Genomic DNA, 18375 nt, shown 5'->3' with positions numbered 1-18375 from the left:
ATGATCGGCGCTCCATGGCGCTCCACGGCTCCTATAAAAACTCGCTCGCCAGGTCCACACGCTCGTAGCCGATTCCGCGCTCCTCGCACAGCAGGTTGGCCGAAATACGGCCGCTCTCGTAGATCGTCGGCAGGCCGCTGCCGGGGTGGGTGCCGCCGCCGACGAGATACACGTTCTCCAGGCCGTCCATCCGGTTGTGCGGGCGGAGGTAGAGCATCTGGTCGAGCGTGTGCGCCAGGTTGAAGGTGGCGCCCATGAAGACATCCAGGTCGTCGCGCCAGCCCTCCGGCGTGATGATCCGTTCCTCGACGACGTGCGACCGCAGGTCCTTCATCCCGGTCCGCGCCTCGATCCTCGCCAGCACCTCATCGCGGTAGGCCTGCTTGGTTTCCTCCCACGAATGCCCGTGGCGGCAGTTGATGGTCGGCACCAGCACGTAAATCCCGGATTTCCCCTCCGGGGCCACGGTCGGGTCGGTCACCGAGGAGTTCCGGATGTAGATCGACATGTCTTTCGAGACATCCTTCTCGCCTTGGATCTGCTTGACGTTGAGGTGATAGTCGTCGGCGAACAGGATGTGGTGATGCGGCTCGTCGCGATAGATCGTATCAAGCCCGAGATAGAGCATGAAGGTCGAGCACGAGAACTTCTTCTTCTCCATCTTCTCGCGCGGGACGCTGTGGCCGTTGAGCATCTTCGTCGCGGCCTGCGCGTAGTCGGCGTTCAGGATGACGTCGTCCGCCTCGATCACCTCGCCGTCCGCGAGTTCCACGCCGGTCGTTTTCCCGCCCGCAAATCGCAGCTCCTTCACCGGCGCATTGAGCCGCAACGTGCCGCCGTGCTCCTGGAAGACCGTCGCCATCGCCTCGGAGATCCGGCACAGCCCTCCCTGGGTATGATAGATGCCGTAGCGGTACTCGAGATACGACAGGATGCTGAACAGCGCCGGGCATTTCCATGGCGACATGCCGAGGTATTTCGACTGGAAGGTGAAGGCGAGCTTCAGCCGGTCGTCCTGGAAGTAATCGTCGAGCACGTCGCACACCGAGTTCAGCGTGGCCACGTAGGGCAGAGCCTTGAGGAGGTTGACGTGGAGGTAGGAGCCGATCCGGTGGTAGGGTCGCTGGAGGCAGGGAAAAATCGTCCGCAGCTTGGCGGTGTGGTCGTCCATGAAGCGACGGTAGCCTTCCGAGTCGCCGGGAAATGCCGCCTCGATGTTCGACGCCATGCGGTCGATGTCGGTCGTGGTTTCCAGCGAGACATCACCCCAGGTCAGGCGGGTCATCGGGTCGAGCTTGACGAAATCGAGGTAGTCATCGGCCTTGCGACCCGCCTCGGCGAAGACCTCGTCGAGGGTGAACTTCTGGTGCAGAAAGGTCGGGCCGGTGTCGAAGGAGAACTCGCCCGCCCGTAGCTCGGCATTCCGTCCGCCCACGCGGTCCTGCTTTTCCACGATCGTCACGTCCAGCCCGCGACGGGCGAGGATCATCCCCGCCGTCAATCCTCCGGGCCCGGCGCCCACGATCAACACGCGTTTGTCAGCCATCTGTTCGCCCTTTCGATAGCCCATGTCGCTTGCGACGCTAACGGAAATCTGCAACTTGCCACCCCGTGTTCACCCGCTTCGCTCCCAGTCCCACCGGCCTGCTCCACCTCGGGCACGCCTACGCGGCCGAGGTGGCCTTCCAGCTCGCCGTCCGCCGCGGCGGAACATGCCTGCTGCGCTTCGAGGACATCGATCACACCCGCATCCGGCCGGAATACTACGAGGCCGCCATCAAGGACCTCGACTGGCTGGGCATCCGATTCGAGGAAACGCCCTGGCGTCAGCTCGACCGGCTCGATGCCTACGGGCTCACGCTGGAAACCCTGAAATCGCTCGGCGTCGTCTATCCCTGCTTCTGCACCCGCCGCGAAATCGAGGCCGAACTCGACGCCATGACTTCCGCCCCGCAAGGACCCGAGGGCCCGCTTTACCCCGGCACCTGCCGCGGGCTGGGGGCTGGGAAAATCGCAGCCCTCCGCGCCGAAGGCCGCGAGCCGGCGTGGCGGATCGATGCCGCGGCCGCCGCCGAACGTTGCGGCCCGCTGACCTTCGAAGACCTGCGTTTCGGCCGCGTCGAGGTCGATCCCTTCCTGCTCGGCGACGCCGTGCTTGCCCGCCGCGACATCGGCACCTCCTACCACCTCGCGGTGGTCACCGACGACGCCGCGCAGCAGATCAGCCACGTCACCCGCGGTGAGGACCTGCTTGCCTCCACCCACCTTCACCGCGTGCTTCAGGCGCTGCTCGGATTTCCCGAACCCCGCTACCTCCACCACCCGCTGGTCACCGACTCGTCCGGTCGCCGGCTGGCCAAGCGCGACGACGCCCGCGCCCTGCGCACCTACCGCGAATCCGGCCTGTCGCCGGCCGAAATCCACGCTATGCTGCCGCCGTTGCCGGTAGCCTGCAGCGAGTAGCGGGTCGCCAGGGACCGAGGCTTCGGCTCCATCATTTTCCCTCACCCATCGCATGAAAAAGAAGCTCCTCCTCATCGATCTCGCCACCCTGCCCGACGAGGGCCAGCCGCTCTCCGGCGAACTCCCGGCCGAGATCTTCGACCTGCCCGAGGACGACGACGCCAAGGCCGTCGGCCCGCTCGAATTCGACCTCCACGTCCAGCGCTTCGGCTCCGAGCTGCTGCTCACCGGGCGGATTTCCGCGCCGTTCGAATTCACCTGCGTGCGCACGATCCACCCCTTCATCCAGACCATCGAGGTGGACCCGGCCGCCATTTCCATGGAAATCACCGAGGGCGAGGAAATCGACGCGACCGAGGCCGTGCGCGAGGAGATCCTGATCAACCTCCCGGCCGATCCCCGCTGCGAGAACGCCGACGAGCCGCAGGAGTGCGAAATCGATCCTCGATATTTGGCAGTGGACAAACCCGCGGGCGATACTGTAGAGACGCGCCCCCGCGCCGAAGGGGACGACCGATGGGCCGCCCTCGACGCGCTGAAGAACACCGATTCAGACCGCTAACCTTTTCTCGTCATGGCAGTACCCAAGCGTCGTCAATCCAAGAGCCGTCAGAAAATGCGCCGTGGCGCAAACCGCTGGAAGGCCCCGATCTTCAAGACCTGCCCGGAATGCGACAGCCGCATCCCGTCGCACATCGCCTGCCCGTCCTGCGGTTACTACGCCGGTCGCAAGGTGCTTGAGGTCGACGCGTTCTAAAGCGCGCCGCGCCCCCATGGACTTTCCTGAAGTCGCCGCTCCGCACCGCCGGAGCGGTGATTTTCTGTATCCACATCCCACGCTCCGATGAAAGTAGCCCTCGACGTCATGGGCGGCGACCGCGCGCCCGAAGTCAACCTCGCCGGTGCCGCCGCAGCGCTGGCCGACTTCCCCACACTGAAAAAGCTCCACCTCGTCGGCGACGAAGCGGCGATCCGCGCCGGTGCCGCCGCTCACGGGCTGAAGCTTGACGACCCACGGATCGCGATCGTCCCGTCCACCGAGGTCATCGCCATGTGCGAGGCCGGCGCCACCGCCATCCGGAGGAAAAAGCAGTCGTCCATCTCGATCGCCATGGAGCTGGTGAAATCCGGCGACGCCGATGCCTTCGTCTCTGCCGGCAACACCGGCGCCTGCGTGGCGGCGGCCCAGATCAAGCTCCGCCTCATCCCCGGCATCGAGCGCGCGGGCATCGCCTCCGGCCTGCCCAACGAGCACGGCGTCTGCCACCTCCTGGATGCCGGCGCCAACCCCGAGGCCAAGCCGTCCCACCTGCTCGGCTACGCCATCATGGGCAGTGCCTTTTCGCGCGGTGTCTACGGCGTCAAGAAGCCCAAGGTCGGCATCATGTCGAACGGCGAAGAGGACGAGAAGGGCACGGCTTTCACCAAGGAAACCTTCCAGCTCGTCAAGGACTTCGCCGCCACCGGCAAGGCGCCTTTCGAGTTCATCGGCAACGTCGAGGGCCACGACCTGTTCGACGAGGAACTCCACGTCTGCCTGTGCGACGGTTTCACCGGAAACATCGTGCTGAAAACCGCGGAAGCGACCGCCAAGGCGATGTCGAAGTGGCTCAAGCAGGCGATCATGGCCGGCCCCGTCCGCAAGGCCGGCGCGCTGCTCGCCAAGGGCGCCTTCGCCGAGCTGAAGCAGCGGGCCAGCGCCGAAAGCTACGGCGGCAGCCCGCTGCTCGGCGTCAACGGCGTGGTCATCATCGCCCACGGCGGCTCGACCGATGTCGCCATCCGCAACGCCATCCGCGTCGGAGTGGAAAGCGTCGACCACAAGGTCAACGCCCACATCCGCGAAGCCCTGGCGGCCTTGTCGGCCGAGGCGTGAAGGAGCGCCGATGATGAAATCGGCACGCCTGTTCGAAGATGCGGCACGTTCGGGGTAGAGAGCTGCGGAGCTCCCTATCGAAGAAAACTCCAGCCCTTGGGCCGAGGCAATGCCGATTTCATAATCGGCGCTCCACCTGCCGAATTCATCATCGGCGCTCCATGCTTGCCGAATCCCTCATCGGCGCTTCAGTGAGGGCGATGCCCGAACCGCTCATCCCACCCCGGCTCTTCGAGGAATTCGAGGCCGGCGCGATCACCCGCGAGCAACTCCACGCCGCCATGGCGTGGCATGCGCAGGAGTTGATCGTGGAAGTCGAGGAGGCGGTCGAGGACCCGGTGGCCACCTGGTGGGAAACCATGCTCGCCAAGCGCGCCGCCGGCCGTCTCGCCAACCGCCACGGCGAGCGCCGTGTTCGCCATGTGCTGCTCGCGCTTTCCCGGATCCCGGGCTACAGCCACGCCCGCTTCCTCTGGAATGCCAGTCACCCGGATGTCCCTCTGCACTGCTTTTTCCGCATGCGCCGCGAGCCGCTGTTCCGGCTTATCTCCATCCAGCACGCCCATCCGATGCTCCGCGCCACCGTCGAGCGCGGCCATGGCAAAGGCGGTCTCGCCCGCGAGGTCTATCTCCTCGAGCACGGCCCGCACGGGCTGATCGCCCATCCGGATCCGGTCAACAACTGACGCTTCGGCGCCGGCCCCACGAGAACGATGGCACCCTCTCCGGCGGGCCCGGCCGTGCTCGCCGCGACCGATCCTTCCCTTGTGCCCTCGGGTGCCTTGGCTAAGCTGCCCGGATGGAGTGGATGCAGACCCTTGGCATCGGCCTGCTGATCATGCTCGCGCGGATGAGTGATGTGACGATCGGCACCCTGCGCGTGATCTCGGTGATCGACGGACGGATGAAGACCTCGTTTCTCCTCGGCTTCGTCGAGGTGGTGATCTGGCTGTCGGTGATTTCGCTGACCCTGACCCGCATCGAGGAAAACCCGTGGCTGGGCCTGTTCTTCGCGCTGGGATTCTCGATGGGAAACGTCCTCGGCATCCTGGTGGAACGGCGGATCCCGCTGGGCAACCTCACGCTGAGGGCGGTCGGCGGCGACGAAGTCCGCGATCTGGCCGGCGCGCTGCACGAGGAGGGGCTCCGAACCACCCTTCTGCGGGGAGAGGGACGGACGGGCGAGAAGAACATGCTGTTCTGCTTCATGCCGAAGCGGGCGCTGTCACGGGTGATGCCCCACCTCAAGCCGCTGCGGGAGCGGATCTTCTACACGCTCGACTACGGCGGCACCTCCAACCAGGTGCTGATGCCCCGCACGCAGAGCCCTCCCAGCCGCCGCCGGTCACCGATGAGGAAATAAGCGCCGCTTCCATAGCCGGGACTAACGAGGCCGCCCGCTGCGGTCCCGCGCCGGAACAAATCGCCTGCACGGCAAGGAAATGGGCAACCGGCCGTAAAAGTGCGGGATCCGGCCCGGCGTGCCCACCGATCCCCGGCCCGCGGCGGTTTGAGGCCCGGTTCCCGGCGCCCGCCGGTAAAAAGCTCTCGGAATTCGAGAGGGTCCGTGTCATGGCTTCCTGAGGCCTGCCGCTGGCAGGGATTGGTCGTTTGCTTGGCGGGTGGATTGTTCGTCGGTTCGAGTTGAAGCGCAGTGCCTTGGTTGCCGGCGGCGGGTGAACACACTGAAAACAACATGATGAAAGTCTTTGTAGGCAACCTCAGCTACGAAACCACCAACCAGGATTTGCGCGACGCCCTCGCCGATCACGAACCCATCCTCGACATCCATCGCCCTTCCGATCGCGAGACCGGCAAGCCGCGCGGCTTCGCCTTCGTGACCTTTCCCGGCCCCGAAGAGGGCATGAAGGCGATGGAGGCCATCAACGACATGAAGCTCGACGGCCGTGAGCTGCGCGCCGACGAAGCCGTCGATCGTGGCCGCGACGACCATCCGGCCGCCCGCCCGCGCCGCGTTTCCATGAAGGTTGAAACCAACCAGGTGGACGACCGCCCGATCGGTCCCGACGGCAAGCGGATCCGCTACAAGTCGATCTGACGACCACGAACCGGCCCGCCTTGCGGCGGGCCGCTTTGTTTTCCCTTACCAGCCGGTCCGGTTGTCCCGCTTCACGAACTGCGCGGCCTGCGGGCAGTTCGGCGACTTCATGTTCGGGCCGTCCCATTCCATCCGCACGCCCTCGCCCACGCGCAGGGCGATGCAGCCGAGCAGGATGATCTCGGTGAGGTAGGCGGCGATGTCGAAGTTCGAATAGGCGGGCGTGCCGTCCTTCATCATCTGGAACCACTCCTCGTTATGCCCCGGGGAGCGGGGAATGCTTTCCGGCACCGCGATCGCCGCCTCGTGCTCGGCGGTTTTCACGAAACGCTCGTCGTTCTTCAGCTTGATGAAGGAGTGGGCCCCGTAGTCGTCCGGCGAGAACATGGCGCCTTTTTCCCCGATGATCAGGCAGCCGCTCTCCGGCATGCGGCGGGTCAGCAACATGACCTCCCGCACGATTTCCGGGTAGGGACGCAGCGGTTTGAAATCATTGCCCGGTGAGCCGTCGTACCACCAGAACTTGACCGGCGGCAAGCCCTCGCGCTCGGGGAATTCGAAGCGGATGCGCGAGGTCAGCGGATAGGTTTCCGGGAAGATCCGCGAGGCCATCTCGCACTCGACCAGGGTCGGATAGCCGAGCTTCAGCGCCCGGAACGGCATGTTGACCGTGTGGCAGGCCATGTCACCCAGCGCCCCGGTGCCGAAGTCGTTCCAGCCGCGCCACTTGAAGTCGTGATAGACGCCGTCCTTGAACGGCCGCTTGGCGGCGACGCCAAGCCACAGGTTCCAATCAAGGTAGTCCGGCACGGGGTCCGAGCCTTCCGGCCGCGGGATGCCTTGCGGCCAGATCGGCCGGTTGCTCCAGACGTGCAGCTCGAGCGGGTTGCCGATCACGCCGGCCTGCACCACCTCGACCGCGCGCCGAAGGCCGTCGCCCGCGCTGCCCTGGTTGCCCATCTGCGTGGCGAGCTTCTTTTCCCCGGCCATGCGACGCAGCTCGCGGGCCTCGAACACCGTCTGGGTCAGCGGCTTCTGACAGTAGATGTGCTTGCCGGCCTTCAACGCCATCTCGGCCGCCGGACCGTGCATGTGGTCGGGGCCGGAAATGACGACCGCGTCGATCGAGCCATCGAGCTCCGTGAGCATTTTCCGGTAATCGACGAACTTCTTCGCGTCCGGAAAGGCCTCGGCCTTGCTGTTGAGAAAGCGGGAGTCGACGTCGCACAGGGCGACGATCTCGCCGCCGCAGCGGGCGGTGTCGTCCACGTCGCTGGAGCCCTTGCCGCCGACGCCGATGCAGGCGACCTGGATGCGGCTGTTAAGGTCCTTCCCGCGGACCACGGCCGGGAATCCGAGGGCGATTCCGCTAGCTCCGAGTCCGGTCTTTTGGAGGAAATGGCGACGATTGATCGAGGTCATGATGCTATGAGATATGGGAGTGCAGGGCCTCCATACGGAGACGGAAGGAAGGTCTTTCGCTCGGTGACAGAAACCGCCGCCGCCGCTCTCCGGCCCGGTTAGTCCCCCGCGCGGACGCGGAGAAAGACGCGATCGCCATCGTTAGGCACACCGAATGAGATGGCGGAGCCATTCCCCTCGATCGTGGCGGAGTGGTCCCAGCTCACAAGGTCGTCGCACCATTCGATGGTGTAGACCACCCCCTCCGCACCGGGGAACCGGAGCTGCAACACGCCCTCCATCACGAGTTCCGTTTCGAAAATCGAAGCCGCATCGGCGGGATCGGTGCCGAAGGCCAGCTCATCCTCGTCGCTCATGCCGTCGTTGTCGTCGTCCGGATCCTCATCGTCGGCGAGGCCATCGAGATCGGTATCGACCTGCCACACCACCGACACCCGGTCGATGGCCAAGCCCTGCGAGGGAAGCCCGGGAGCCACGATCGACTGCCCGGCATTCATCGTTCCGATGCTGTGAGGCACCGCATTGTCCTGCGCCCAGGTGAAATCTCCGCCCGAGCTGCCCGTACCGACCCGGCGGATCGATCCGTATTCCTCGGCCCCGCTCCCGTTTTGTGAAACACCGACGTCGACCGATGTCATCCCGCTCGCCGCTCCGGTCGTGGCCGTGAAGGTACCCTCGTAGGAAATGAACTCGGACACTCCTCCGCCGACCACCACCGCAAGGCCGTCCGGAGAACCGTTCTGAATGTCCGGGATCCGCTTGGAGTAGATCTTGAACCCATCCGAGGTGGTTTCCCCGAGGGTGAAGGAATCCAAGGTGGCGGAATCATACGCCGCGCCGCCATTGCCATTGTAGAGCAGGAGCTGGACCCCGGTGAGGGCGCCGGCATAGCCGGGGCCGACCACGATTTCCACGAACTCGCCGGCGTCCGTACCCGAGTTGTCGTAGTGAAACTCGTTGATCCACACTGCGTCGGAGGGTGGCGCGGAGTTTTCCCCGGGCACGAAATGGAACCGCAGCACGGCGTCCTCGCCCGGGCCCACCGCAAGCCCGGTCACGCGGGTGGCCAACGGCAAGACGGTCCCGGCCGCGGCGTTCGTCGCCGGCGCGAAACCGAGCGCCGGAAGCGGCGTGACGATTCCTCCCGCCTCGAGTTCCACCTCGATCGAGTCCGCGGCGCCGGATGCCAGCCATTTCCAGATCTCCGCATCGTAGGAAACATCGAGCATCGTCATCGTCTCCGCCGAGACATTGACGATCGGCGTTTCGAGAACCATCGGCCCCTGCCCGGAATAGCCCACGGCCTGCTCATCCCCCGAGCCGTAGGACCGCGCTCCCGCGGCGGTGCCGCTGCCGTCGTCAAGCCCCGCCCACATGACGGCGTCGGAAAGCCACGGTGCCGGATCGTGATCGCCGGAGAAGCCGTCGAAGTCTTCGAAGACCTCGTCTCCCGGACCTGTGAGCTGGTAACCGGTATCGGGGTCGAGAATTTGCACCGTCACCGTGTCCGCGTCATAGCCGCTCGCTTCGGCGGTGATCTCGACCGTCCGCACCCCCGTTGCCAGGTAGTCGCGGGGAGCGGAAAGCGTGGTGGTGGCCGCGACAGAACCCGCCGGGATCGTAAGCGACGCAGCGGCTGGCACGACCGAGGAGTCATCGCTGGAAAGCGATACCGAAACCTCCACGCCGAGCGGCTCGGGCAGCGTGACGGTGAGGGTGGCCGAGCCGTTTCCCTCGGCAAACGACGGCACCGAGCTGGCCAGCCCGAGCGCACCGAGGTCGGGATCCAGCTCGAAATCGGCGAACACCATGTAGTGGTCGGAAGCCGTCGAACTGGTCGCGGCCGGCAGCGGCGAGCCGAACTTGAGCAGCCCGGCACTGTTGGAAACGTCGATCTCGGAGTTGTAGACCTCCGTCGCATACGGTCGCGAGGCCAGGCCCGGGGAAACCATCAGCAGGTCGAGAGTCTGCCCGAACTCATAGGTCCCGTCATCGCCATCAAGCTGGCGGGGATCGAGCAGCACCGGCTGCGGGCTGCCGAAGTAGGTGATCATGGCCGGTGTGTAGGTGACCGGCAGCGATAGGTCCTCGCCGAGATCGAAGGTGGAGGGAAGCCCGGACGGCGGCGTGGTGAAGGTGGTGGTTGTGGACGATGGGTTGAAGTCGCCCATCACGATGAAGTTGTCGCTTTCGGCGAAGCCGGAGCTGGAAAGGTAGTCGGTGAGCCGGCGCATCTCGATCGCGCGGCGGAACTTGTCCGCGGCCGCGGTGCCGGACTTGAGGTGGGCGGAAATGATCAGCGGGTCGGCCGGGGTGCCGGGAATATCAACGACCACCGCCGGGCAGTGGCGACTGATCTCCTTGGCGCCGGGCGGCGAGGTGATCGACTCGGCGGACAGGAAGGGATAGCGGGAAAGGATCACCACCCGCAGGCTGGTGTCGAAGTTGCCGGAATTGACCCCGGCATAGAGGTAGGGCAGGCCGAGCGTGGCGGCCAGCTGGTCGACCTCGCTGGGCGAACCGCTGAGGTCGGAGGTGTGGACCTCCTGCAGGGCCACCACATCGGCGTCCACGCGGCCCAGGATGGCGGCGACGCTGTCGTGGTCAGGTGTGCCCGGATCTCCCAGAGCGTAGTCCGGCCAGCCTTCGGTATTGCGGTGGGTCTCGATGTTGAAGGTGGCGACGCGAAGACCGACCGCGTGGACGGCCGTCAACAAGGCAAACCAAGCGAGCAGCCCTTTCAGCATGGCGCACCCCTACACACGGATGCCCGGCGGGTCCATCTCCCGATTCCCGCGTCAATCCGGCCGGATCTTCAAGAAATCTCCGGCAGCGGGAAACCCTCGCGGTAGGTCGTGTCTGCGAGCGACATGAGCTTCGCCCCGCCTTGCGGCTGGCCGTTCTTCATCGCCGCCGGCGCGCCCAGGACGTAGGGCGTTTTCTCGGTATCGATCGACCACGCCTTGAGCTGGCGTTCCTGCCGCTCGATGACGTCGGCGATGGTCTCCGGCAAATCTCCGACGAGCTTGGTCCGCGGGACCGGCTCGCCAGCGCGGTAGGCGAGGTTGGCGAGGTGGACCACCTCCGCCGAATGCACCGCATGGGCGAGCTTGCCGCGCAGCGACGAGGCATCGCGCGACTTCACCGCATCGAGGAAATTGCGCGCATGCCCTCCCCCGGCGTCTCCCGGAAACTTGGCGATCTTGGTTTTCCCGTCCTCCCCGACCACGAAACCACCGCCGCGACCGCCGCGGAACTCGCCGCCCTCGCAGGTGGCCACGATGCCCACGCGCACGCCCTTGAAGGCGGGCGACGCGTTGACGTCCGGTTTGAGGGTCATGTCGTTCACCTCGAACACCACCGGCACGCCGGCCATCTCATACCACGCGGTCTGGAGGTTGGGCGTGTTCCCCGCATCGTCCCAGCCGAAGCGGTTGCCGAGGCAATGCATGTCGCCGGAAAACCGCGGGTCGCCGAGCAGCCAGCTGATCAGGTCGAACTCGTGCGGCGCCTGGTTTCCGATGTCGCCATTGCCGGTGTTGTAGTCCCAGTGCCAATCGTAGTGCAGGTGCGGCCGCCGGATCGGCTCGTCCGGACGCGGACCGAGCCACAGGTTGTAGTCGACCGAGGCGGGAATTTCCAGCGGGTGATCGAGCTTCCCGATGCCGGTGCGGTTGCGGTAGCAGAGGCCCCGCAGCTGGAGAATCTTGCCGAACTTGCCCTCCTGGATCGCCTGAAAGGCGTCGATCAGGCCGGTGTCCGACCGGTTCTGGGTGCCGGCCTGGATGATGCGATCGTATTTTTTCTCCGCGGCGAGCATGGCCTGGCCCTGCTCGAGGGAAAAGGTGACCGGCTTTTCGACATACACGTCCTTGCCGGCCTGGCAGGCGTGGATGGTGTGGATGGCGTGCCAGTAATTCGGGGAGGCGATGACGACCGCGTCGATGTCCTTTCGCTCGAGGAGTTTGCGGTAGTCGGTGAACTTTTCCGCCTTCGGTGCCTTCTCGCCGATCTTGTCGAGGTGCTGCTGGTCGGGATCGGCGAAGGCGACGAACTCGACATCCTTCTCGCCGGAAAACTGGTCGAAGAGCGAATTCCCCCGCCCTCCGCAACCGATCAGCGCGAGGCGGATGCGATCGTTCGCCCCCACGGCCCCGAAAGACGGCGCGGCGAAGGTGGCGAAGGCGAGGGCTCCGGCTCCCTGGATGAAATGACGGCGGCTGGTGAGGTAGGGTTTCGCTGACATGGGCGTGGCTTACTACGGTCTGGCGACGATTCTTTTCTCAACCCGACAGCGGGCATGTGTCATGGAAAGATCGGCACTCCATTCGGGGGAGGCATTTTTTATGAAAAAATCGACCCTCGCGCGGAGACGACTGCCGCGAAAATGCCGCGCCCGCCGGGGGTATCCGGTGAATCAGGAAAAGGGCGGCCGCTCCCCTGTAAGCCGGATTCTGTCCGTCCTGCCTTTGCGGGACTGGGCGATCATTTCTCTCACCGCGCGAGGCGGCGGCCCCGAGGACTCGGGGCGGCGACTAATACCCGGGGATTCGGCGGGCGGGCAGCCCTTCCCCTGTTCTGTCTTGCACCACGCGGGGTTTGCCGTGCCACCGTCGTTACCTCCGGCGCGGTGGGCTCTTACCCCACCTTTTCACCCTTACTCCGACGAGTCGGAGCGGTTTGTTTTCTGCTGCACTTTCCGTCCGGTCGCCTTGACGCGACCGTCCCCCTTTTTCAAGGGGCACGCTGCCCTGTGGTGTCCGGACTTTCCTCTGCCGGTTTCCGAAAAAACCAACAGCGATCGCCCGGGGAGCGGCGGGCAGATCCTCGACCACCACCGGCCAAGTTCCAAGTTCCAAGTTCGTCCGTGGTCCGTGGTCCGTGGTCCGTGGTCCGTGGTCCGTGGTCCTTGGTCCTTGGTCCTTGGTCCTTGGTCCGGGGTCCGGGGTCCGGGGTCCGGGGTTACCCAATCCATCGACGAAGCCGCTCCCCAGCGCCCTTCCGTGTTTTCCGGATATTTCGTGGTTCGATTTCGATCTTTTCGCCCGGTTCATTGTTCCAATCACCCCGCAACCTTCCTCGCCCGGAAAACCCTCTTCCGCGGGGTGACCTTTTCGCCCGATTCATAGTTCCAATCACCCCGCAAGCCGGATCGCAGCTCCAATGCCTTCCAAGAGCCAGGAGCCCGCATCATCGTGGCGAACGCTCCCGTGATGCCGACCCTACCCCTCCCCCTAACCCTAACCCCCCCACTTCCTGCACACACGTCGCGGCTCCACGCTTGGTATCGCACATCTGAGATATGCGATTTTCTCTGGTAGCGGAAGCAAGGCGGGCGGAAACCCGAGCCGGGAGGCGTGGAGCCAGCAGCGAAGGGCCAGCAGCGAAGGGCCAGCAGCGAAGGGCCAGCGACGAAGAGCCAGCAACGAAAGGGCCAGCAACGAAAGCGCCGGCACCGAGGTCAGCTGCGGAGAAGAGAGCTGTGGAGGGCTTGGCCGCGCCGTTGCACGACGAGGTGGATCGTTGCCGGCCTCAGCCGATGAAAGCCAAGTCGAGCGCGAACCAGAGGATCATGGCCACGCCGACGGCGAGCTTCACCACCAGGGAGGCGAGGGTGCCGACGGCCGAGCCGACGCCGGAGTTGAGGGCCTCGCGATGGCCTTGTTTGGCAAACAGCGCTTCGAAGCCGTAGGCACCGATCAAGGGGCCGAGCACCAGCCCGAAGGGCATGAAGAACATCCCCACCAACGCCCCGATCATGGCGCCGGCCGCGCCCCATTTGGTGCCGCCGAACCACTTCGAGCCGGCGGCGCCGCTCACCCATTCGAAAATCTGCGATCCCGCCAGCAAGGCTCCGAGCACCACGAAGGTCCACCATTCCACCCCCGAATCCCCGCGAAAAACGAACCAGTGCCAGACCGCGGCGCCGAGGATGAAAAGATGGCCGGGAAGCACCGGCACCACGCAGCCGGCCAGGCCGACGACGATCAGCACGATGGTCACGATCCAGCCGCCGGTCACGCCCATGCCGTGCCAGAAAGGTAGCCCGGACAACCATTCCCACATGCCCGCCGGATACTCTCGCCCGGCCCGACTGGCAACCGAAACGGCCATCAAGCGGCGTTGACAGACCGCCCGACCACGCTCGACTTATGCGCATGGAACATCGCTCCGAAGGCTGGAAGACGCTGCGATTGCTGGTCGTGATCGCTGGCTTCCTGCTGCTCGCATGGCTGGGCGTGAGGCTGGTGGAAAGTTTCGCCCGCGGCACCACCGCGGGTTTCGACCGCAGCCTCGACAAGGTGCTCGCCGCGCTGACCCACTCCAACACCCGCGTGGTCGAGGGCCGGGCCGAGGTGGTTTCCCAGAACGACATCCGCGAGCTGGGGCTCGTCGAGCTCCGCATGTCGGCGACGCGCCGCTTCGAGAACGAGACCTACGTTTTGAAATACCTGCCCGCCGGCACCAAGCAGCTCGTGGTGCGCGGAAACTACCGCGTCACCGCCGGCTACCGGCTGGCCGACGGCGTCTCGCTGCGGATGGAGAACGGCGAACCCGTCGCGACCTTCCCGGAGGCGGACGTCCTGGCCGTGGAGCTGATCGACTTCGAGGTGCTCAGCGAAAAGGACGGCTGGGCCAACAGCATCAACGCCGGAGATCGTTCCCAACTGCTGCGCGAGTTGCGCCAGCAGATGCGGGTGGAGGCGAAAAAATCCGGCGTGCTCGACCTCGTTGACTCCACCCTGGAAACGCGGATCAAGGACCTGTTGGGCGTCGATGAGGTGAAGATCGAACGGGCGTCAAAGCAGGCGGAGAAGTGACGCGGGAGTGGCGGCTGGGGGGCAAACTCCAAGCTCCCCACGGCACGGGAACCGCTTCAGAATCCTCGGAATGAGCCTCGATCCGGAACGAACCGTCGCCGAACTGAAGGAACTGCGGGCCCTGACGGGAGATGCGGATGGCGCCCACCGCGTCGCGTTCACACCGGTCTGGGTCAAGGCGCGGGAGTGGTATCGCACGCTCTTCGAAGGCATGCCGGTCGAGCTGGAAACCGACGAGGCCGGCAACGTCTGGGCCACTCTCCGAGGCGAGTCGGCCCAGGAGCTGCTGATCGGCGGCCACATCGACTCGGTGCCCAACGGCGGCTGGCTCGACGGCTGCCTGAACATCCTCGCGGGAGTCGCCGTGCTGCGTCGCCTCAACGAGCAATACGACGGCCGCCCGCCGGTGACGGTGCGGGTGGTGGATTGGGCGGACGAGGAAGGCGCGCGCTTCGGCAAGAGCCTGTTCGGCTCGGCCGCCTGTTCGGGAAATCTCGACCTGGAGGAGGCGCGCGTCCTCGTGGACCGGGACGGCATTTCCCTGCCCGACGCGATCGCCGAGCACGGGATCGATCTCGACCATGTGAAAGAAAGCGGCGAGCAGCTCAAGAACGCCGCGGCCTACCTGGAGCTGCACATCGAGCAGGGTCCGGTGCTGCTCGACCTGGATCTGTCGCTCGGCGCGGTGCTCGGCACCTTCGGCGTCGAGCGCCATGCGATCACCTTCCGCGGCCAGGCCGCGCACTCGGGCAGCACGCCGATGAACCGTCGGCGCGATGCCCTGCTGGCCGCGGGGAAACTCAGCGCCGAGATCTACGAGATCGCCGCCAGGAGCGGAGAGGGCGTTTGCACCATGGGCTCGTGCACCACCGAGCCGGGCATCGTGACCAGCGTGGTGGAAACCTGCCGCGTGACTCTCGACCAACGTCACCTTGATGCCGACAAGCTCGCCACCATGCTCGCCGAGGCGAAGGCCGCCAGCGAGCGCTTCGCCGAGGAGGGCGGCGTGACCGTGGACTGGGAGCGCCTGTGGCAGATCGCGCCCCGGCCCTTCGATCCGGAGCTGATCGATCTCTGCGATGAAGCCATCAAGGAGACTTGCGGCGTTTCCCACCGGCTGCCATCCGGTCCGCTGCACGACGCCGCCGAGGTCGCGGCCGCCGGCATCCCGACGGTGATGATGTTTGTCCAAAGCCTGCACGGCATCAGCCACAACAAGATCGAGGACACCAAGGAGGAGCACCTCGTCCAGTCGGTCATCGCCCTGGACAAGCTGGCCGACAAGGCGATCGAGTGGATCCTGCGAGGATAGCGGACCGGAGCGCCGATGATGAAATCCGCGCTTCATCCCATCTCGCGGAGATGGACTTGCGGGGCCCGGCGGGGCTCCCTACGGTCGCGCCCACCATGATCGTCGAGCCCAAGATCCGAGGTTTCATCTGCACCACCGCGCACCCCGACGGCTGCGCCAAACACGTCACCGACCAGATCGCGCTCGTCCGCTCCCGGGGCCCGATCGAAGGCGGCCCGAAGAAGGTCCTCGTGGTCGGCTCGTCCACCGGATACGGCCTGTCCTCGCGCATCGCCGCCGCCTTCGGATGCGGTGCCGCCACCATGGGCGTGTTTTTCGAAAAGCCCGGCGACGAGAAGCGCACCGGCACCGCCGGCTGGTACAACTCGGCCGCTTTCGAAAAGGAAGCGCAGGCCGCCGGTCTCTATGCCCGCTCGTTCAATGGCGACGCGTTTTCCGACGAGATGAAGCAGACGGTGATCGACGCCATCAAGGCCGACCTCGGCCAGGTCGATGGCGTGATCTACTCGCTCGCCTCCCCCCGCCGCACGCACCCGAAGACCGGCGAGGTCTTCAAGTCCTGCCTCAAGCCGATCGGCCGGAGCTACACCAACAAGAACCTCAACACCTCCAACCACGTCGTCGACGAGGTGACCATCGAGCCCGCCTCGGAGGACGACATCGCGCAGACCGTGGCGGTGATGGGCGGCGAGGACTGGGAAATGTGGATCGATGCCCTCAAGGAAGCCGGGGTGCTGGCCGAAGGCGTGACCACCGTCGCCTACTCCTACATCGGCCCGGAAGTGACCTGGCCGATCTACAAGGACGGCACCATCGGCACCGCCAAGATCGACCTCGAACGCGCCCAGCGCGCGCTCGACGACAAGCTCTCCGAACTCGGCGGCAAGGCCTGGGTCTCGGTCAACAAGGCGCTCGTCACCCAGGCGTCGTCCGCCATTCCCGTGGTGCCGCTCTACATTTCCCTACTCTACAAGGTGATGAAGGCCAAGGGCACCCACGAGGACACCATCGAGCAGATGGACCGCCTGTTCCGCGACCGCCTCTATGGAAAAGCCGACCCGCAGCCCGATGACGAAGGCCGCATCCGCGTCGACGACTGGGAAATGGAGGCCGACGTCCAGCAGGCGGTCGATGAGGCGTGGCGGCAGGTCGATAGCGCCAACCTCAAGCAACTTGCCGACGTCGAAGGCTACGAATCCTCCTTCCTGCGCTTGTTCGGCTTCGGGCTGGAAAACGTCGATTACTCGGCGGAGACGGACCCCGCCATTGGCGTCCCGTCCCTTTCCTGAGGCCCCCGCGATCACCTGCCCCTCATCCCGTGATACCCGGGCGGAGGAGCCCGGGGCAGGATGCGGGCGATGAAAGTCCTGCTGCTCCTCGTGCTCTTCATCGCCGCTCCTTCGGGGGTGCCGGTGCACGGGCCGGTGCCTGGAACTCCCGAGGCGGTCGGGCCTTTCGTCAAGATTTCGGACGCCACCCGCCTGCGGTGGGACAACCTGGTGTTCCGCCAGCTTGAGTTCGGCTCGGCCATCACGCACGAGCTGAAGGGCTGCGTGGGCAAGGGCCTGCGGCACGCGGAGTGGTGCCGGTCCGGGACGGATTGGAAGGCTGCGCCTGAAACGACGGCCCTCCACGGGAAGGGAGAAGTTCTTCGGATGATCTGAGCCCGGGAAGACTTCTCCTCATGCCGGCCGGCCTTTCCCCGGGCAACCGGGGAAGCCGCCGGCCTCCCATCTCACGGCAGGTCCGCTCCCTCCATCTGCCACTGCGGATCCCAGATCTGGGCAAAGCCGTTGCGCTTCGAGGTCGCCTGCCGGACCACGCCGTCGGCCGAGAGCCCGGTCCAGCGGTGGAACCTGAAGCCGGCCGCGTTGAGCGCCTCGACCGTCCACACGTTGCAGATACGGGGGAAATAGTACGAGTGCGGCGAGCGAACCATTTGCCCCCCACCCCAGCTCGAGGGACCGAGCGTGTCCGGCACGCCCGCGGCATCCCGGACGGTGCTGAAATTCAGATAGGCCGCCAGCTCATCCCCGGCCGACTCGGTGGTAAAGCCCTGATAGAGCCTCTGGTGGTGGCAGACGTTGGGAATGTTGTAGTCGAAGGCGATGACCTCCATCACCGAATTCGACGGCAGCGCCAGGGCGTGGATCACCTGCCCGGGCGTCAGCCACTCCTTCTGCACGTAGGCAGTCTCATCGCCCCAGGAAAAGGCGGCCCACCGCAGGTCGCCGATCTCTTTCGGCGGCACGTAGCCGTGCTGGCGGAGCCACTTGAGGTCGAGGATCAGCCCGGTGTGCAGGCTGTCCGCGAACACCACCACCGGCACCGTGCGCGGCTCCTCGACGGAGCGGGAAACCTCGGCCCGGTGGCGCGTCACGCGTTCCCGGTCGCTCGGGAACGCGATCATGCAGCCTGGCAA

General features: G+C 65.7%; 17 protein-coding genes and 1 other RNA gene. 11 read left to right on the top strand and 7 right to left on the bottom strand.

The features are described 5' to 3' along the window. Positions 1-31: 31 nt before the first annotated feature. Positions 32-1546: a phytoene desaturase family protein gene (locus ABXH26_RS07245; protein ID WP_353566381.1), complete on the bottom strand. Its 1515-nt coding sequence runs from the start codon at positions 1544-1546 to the stop codon at positions 32-34. 65 nt (positions 1547-1611) lie between these two features. Between ABXH26_RS07245 and gluQRS the strand changes: the two genes are divergently transcribed. From gluQRS to ABXH26_RS07210, 7 genes are all read left to right on the top strand, one after another. Then, positions 1612-2463 carry a tRNA glutamyl-Q(34) synthetase GluQRS gene (gluQRS, locus tag ABXH26_RS07240; RefSeq protein WP_353566380.1) on the top strand — a complete coding sequence of 284 codons (852 nt, stop codon included), beginning with the start codon at positions 1612-1614 and terminating at the stop codon, positions 2461-2463. Between the two features lie 52 nt (positions 2464-2515). After that, positions 2516-3025 carry a YceD family protein gene (locus ABXH26_RS07235; RefSeq protein ID WP_353566379.1) on the top strand — a complete coding sequence of 170 codons (510 nt, stop codon included), beginning with the start codon at positions 2516-2518 and terminating at the stop codon, positions 3023-3025. Between the two features lie 12 nt (positions 3026-3037). After that, entirely contained in the window at positions 3038-3220 is a 183-nt protein-coding gene (gene rpmF / locus ABXH26_RS07230) for a 50S ribosomal protein L32 (protein WP_353566378.1), read from the top strand. 87 nt (positions 3221-3307) lie between these two features. Next, positions 3308-4339 (top strand): phosphate acyltransferase PlsX, encoded by a 1032-nt coding sequence (gene plsX / locus ABXH26_RS07225; RefSeq protein ID WP_353566377.1) that lies wholly within the window; start codon positions 3308-3310, stop codon positions 4337-4339. A gap of 161 nt (positions 4340-4500) precedes the next feature. Then, positions 4501-5025: a hypothetical protein gene (locus tag ABXH26_RS07220; RefSeq protein ID WP_353566376.1), complete on the top strand. Its 525-nt coding sequence runs from the start codon at positions 4501-4503 to the stop codon at positions 5023-5025. A 122-nt stretch (positions 5026-5147) separates the two neighbouring features. Beyond that, on the top strand, positions 5148-5702 hold the full coding sequence (locus ABXH26_RS07215) for a DUF5698 domain-containing protein (protein WP_353566375.1): 555 nt from the start codon (positions 5148-5150) through the stop codon (positions 5700-5702). A 333-nt stretch (positions 5703-6035) separates the two neighbouring features. Further along, on the top strand, positions 6036-6398 hold the full coding sequence (locus ABXH26_RS07210; protein ID WP_353566374.1) for an RNA recognition motif domain-containing protein: 363 nt from the start codon (positions 6036-6038) through the stop codon (positions 6396-6398). A gap of 45 nt (positions 6399-6443) precedes the next feature. Here the strand turns inward: ABXH26_RS07210 and ABXH26_RS07205 are convergent, their stop codons facing one another. The 5 genes from ABXH26_RS07205 to ABXH26_RS07185 all read right to left on the bottom strand — a co-directional run bounded on the left by ABXH26_RS07205 (position 6444) and on the right by ABXH26_RS07185 (position 13886). Then, entirely contained in the window at positions 6444-7820 is a 1377-nt protein-coding gene (locus ABXH26_RS07205; protein ID WP_353566373.1) for a Gfo/Idh/MocA family protein, read from the bottom strand. Between the two features lie 98 nt (positions 7821-7918). Next, positions 7919-10567, bottom strand: coding sequence for an endonuclease/exonuclease/phosphatase family protein (locus tag ABXH26_RS07200; protein ID WP_353566372.1), 2649 nt, complete (start codon positions 10565-10567; stop codon positions 7919-7921). A gap of 68 nt (positions 10568-10635) precedes the next feature. Then, complete coding sequence (locus tag ABXH26_RS07195) at positions 10636-12066, bottom strand: Gfo/Idh/MocA family protein (protein WP_353566371.1); 1431 nt, start codon at positions 12064-12066, stop codon at positions 10636-10638. Between the two features lie 181 nt (positions 12067-12247). Next, an RNA gene (gene rnpB, locus ABXH26_RS07190) (RNase P RNA component class A) lies at positions 12248-12637 on the bottom strand. A gap of 715 nt (positions 12638-13352) precedes the next feature. After that, positions 13353-13886: a DUF456 domain-containing protein gene (locus ABXH26_RS07185; RefSeq protein WP_353566370.1), complete on the bottom strand. Its 534-nt coding sequence runs from the start codon at positions 13884-13886 to the stop codon at positions 13353-13355. A gap of 92 nt (positions 13887-13978) precedes the next feature. Between ABXH26_RS07185 and ABXH26_RS07180 the strand changes: the two genes are divergently transcribed. The 4 genes from ABXH26_RS07180 to ABXH26_RS07165 all read left to right on the top strand — a co-directional run bounded on the left by ABXH26_RS07180 (position 13979) and on the right by ABXH26_RS07165 (position 17617). After that, positions 13979-14641 carry a DUF4230 domain-containing protein gene (locus tag ABXH26_RS07180; protein ID WP_353566369.1) on the top strand — a complete coding sequence of 221 codons (663 nt, stop codon included), beginning with the start codon at positions 13979-13981 and terminating at the stop codon, positions 14639-14641. Positions 14642-14711: 70 nt separating this feature from the next. Next, positions 14712-15953, top strand: a complete 1242-nt coding sequence (locus ABXH26_RS07175; RefSeq protein ID WP_353566368.1) for a Zn-dependent hydrolase — start codon at positions 14712-14714, stop codon at positions 15951-15953. A gap of 95 nt (positions 15954-16048) precedes the next feature. Further along, positions 16049-17242, top strand: a complete 1194-nt coding sequence (gene fabV, locus ABXH26_RS07170; protein ID WP_353566367.1) for an enoyl-ACP reductase FabV — start codon at positions 16049-16051, stop codon at positions 17240-17242. A 69-nt stretch (positions 17243-17311) separates the two neighbouring features. Beyond that, positions 17312-17617, top strand: coding sequence for a hypothetical protein (locus ABXH26_RS07165; protein ID WP_353566366.1), 306 nt, complete (start codon positions 17312-17314; stop codon positions 17615-17617). A 71-nt stretch (positions 17618-17688) separates the two neighbouring features. On the opposite strand, the gene ABXH26_RS07160 is transcribed toward ABXH26_RS07165, so the two are convergent. Further along, entirely contained in the window at positions 17689-18363 is a 675-nt protein-coding gene (locus ABXH26_RS07160; protein WP_353566365.1) for a DUF2459 domain-containing protein, read from the bottom strand. Positions 18364-18375: the final 12 nt, after the last annotated feature.

Origin of the sequence: Haloferula sargassicola, assembly GCF_040362925.1 — a bacterium.
GTDB classification, from domain to species: domain Bacteria; phylum Verrucomicrobiota; class Verrucomicrobiia; order Verrucomicrobiales; family Akkermansiaceae; genus Haloferula; species Haloferula sargassicola.
This window is presented reverse-complemented; position numbering and strand designations above follow the sequence as displayed.